The organism is Dolichospermum sp. LEGE 00246, from assembly GCF_015207865.1.
Lineage (GTDB): Bacteria > Cyanobacteriota > Cyanobacteriia > Cyanobacteriales > Nostocaceae > Dolichospermum > Dolichospermum heterosporum.
The window spans coordinates 1-2006 of record NZ_JADEWA010000667.1; the positions used below are offsets into that span (position 1 = coordinate 1).

Sequence of the window (2006 nt, forward strand, 5' to 3'; positions counted from 1 at the left end):
TGTGTATAAGAGACAGCCCCGCAAGCGATGAGGGGGCTAAGATGTAGCTCATAAGAGCGGAAACCGCTGTAATTACCTTTTTATTAACAACTAACAACTGATGAACAAATTACTCGTAGTAGCGACAGGAAACCCCGGAAAATTGAAGGAAATGCAAGCTTACTTAGCCGATTCTGGTTGGGAATTAGCTTTAAAACCGGAAGATTTGGATGTGGAAGAAACGGGAGAAACCTTTGCAGAAAATGCTTATCTGAAAGCCTCAGAAGTTGCTAAAGCTACAGGTAATTGGGCGATCGCTGATGACTCTGGTTTAAAGGTAGATACCCTCAATGGTGCGCCTGGGGTGTATTCTGCTCGTTATGGGAACACGGATACAGAACGGATTGAGAGGTTATTGAGAGAATTAGGTGATCAGGAAAATCGCCAAGCTCAATTTGTGTGTGCGATCGCAGTTGCAAATCCTCAAGGAGAAATAGTAATTCAATCTGAGGGTATTTGTCATGGAGAAATTTTGTTTGCACCTTCTGGAGATGGTGGTTTTGGTTATGATCCGGTTTTTTATGTACCAGATAAACAATTGACTTTTGCTCAAATGACGACGGATTTAAAAAAATCAATTAGTCATCGTGGTAATGCTTTGAAAGCTTTAGTTCCCCAGTTAATAAAAGTTGTGAATTGATAAATTGAGAATTTAACCCCCTGTCTCAACAATTGTTAGATAAATTAAAGGTGAGGTATTAATTGCCGGCTTGATAGCTTCATTCAGTGATTTTTCAGACACGATTTAACTCTTCTTGTAAATCATCAAAGTCTACAGAAAACACATCTATTTGCTGACGGGAAAGGGATAAAATAAAATCACGGCGGTTTAAGCCGGCTATTTGTGCGGCTTTTTCTTGAGAGATTTCGTTTTTTTGATACCAAAATATAGCTGCTGCTAGGCGCATATCACGGACAAAATCATCTGGGGAAAGACGACGGGCTGAAAATACTTCTGGGGGTAAGTCTAGTACCGCAAGGCGGAAGTCAAAAGTCAAAAGTCAAAAGTCAAAATGAAGACAGTATAGGCCTTTGGAGGATTTAGAATGGTTGGTTTATTTACGCCGTTTTGTACTAGGTTTACTTTAGTCATAATAATATGGTTGATTGTGACAGATATATATTAATTTAATTTTGTTGTAAAAGTGTCTTGTTCATAGTTTCTTATAATTCTTGATCTATATTTTGCGCTAAACTCCCATTTTCTACCAAACCAATAAACTCAGCTAGTGGATCATTTATGATATCTTTTTCACTGGGTAAAGGAATATTATCCCCCGCTTCATAAGCTGTTTCTATCCACAATTCCCGCGCTTCATTGATATTTGTCATTGTCTCTTCTAGGGTTTCTCCTTGAGTGAAACATCCAGGTAAATCTTTGATTTCTGCTACATATCCACCTTCTTCTGCGTCAGGGTAAAGAGTGACGGTATATTGAAGGTTTAAATAGTATTCTAGGGATGGTTTTATCAATTTTATGAAGTTGCTGATAAAAAATGAACTATTAACTAACAGCAAAGTTTGTATATTGTCTGATTTTAGGATGACGAAAACCAAGTACAATATCCTGTGCAGGAACACCTGCTGCTATGAAATCATTAGTGATATCTTCTTCTGTATCATCATATTGAATCCAAATTTTATGATCAATTAAATCTACATGAATTGGTGTGGTATGTAGATATTGATCACCACTCCAACCAATATCTAATACTAAATAACGTCCATGTTCATCATCAAATAAAACTTGAGAGTTATAACCATCAGATATAGAAGCACGATATTCGGCGGTTTCTGTTAAGAGGGTGTTTGAAAAGTTTTTAATGTATAAACAGACCCCTCTCCAAACCTCTCCCCGAAGCGGGGAGAGGCTTTGAAAACCCCCTTCCCTCGTAGGGAAGGGGGCAGGGGGGTTAGGTTTTTGGAGATTATCGGTTTCATCTAATACTTTTAAAACATCCTCTAAG

The 2006-nt window shown here is 38.0% G+C and carries 4 protein-coding genes; 1 reads left to right on the forward strand and 3 read right to left on the reverse strand.

Annotated elements, in window-relative coordinates:
* Positions 1-100 precede the first annotated feature (100 nt).
* Positions 101-679, forward strand: a complete 579-nt coding sequence (rdgB, locus tag IQ228_RS25325; protein ID WP_193964898.1) for an RdgB/HAM1 family non-canonical purine NTP pyrophosphatase — start codon at positions 101-103, stop codon at positions 677-679.
* Positions 680-773: 94 nt separating this feature from the next.
* Here rdgB and IQ228_RS25330 read toward each other — a convergent pair whose 3' ends face one another.
* The 3 genes from IQ228_RS25330 to IQ228_RS25340 form a co-directional block, all read right to left on the reverse strand.
* Complete coding sequence (locus IQ228_RS25330) at positions 774-1037, reverse strand: UPF0175 family protein (protein ID WP_193964900.1); 264 nt, start codon at positions 1035-1037, stop codon at positions 774-776.
* Between the two features lie 166 nt (positions 1038-1203).
* Positions 1204-1512: a type II toxin-antitoxin system HicB family antitoxin gene (locus IQ228_RS25335; protein WP_228044080.1), complete on the reverse strand. Its 309-nt coding sequence runs from the start codon at positions 1510-1512 to the stop codon at positions 1204-1206.
* Positions 1513-1543: 31 nt separating this feature from the next.
* The coding region (locus IQ228_RS25340) for a XisI protein (RefSeq protein WP_228044081.1) at positions 1544-2006 on the reverse strand (463 nt) is incomplete at its 5' end.

Coding starts and splice junctions, on each gene's coding strand:
- rdgB (WP_193964898.1), top strand. CDS start 101: ATGAACAAATTACTCGTAGTAGCGACAGGAAACCCCGGAAAATTGAAG.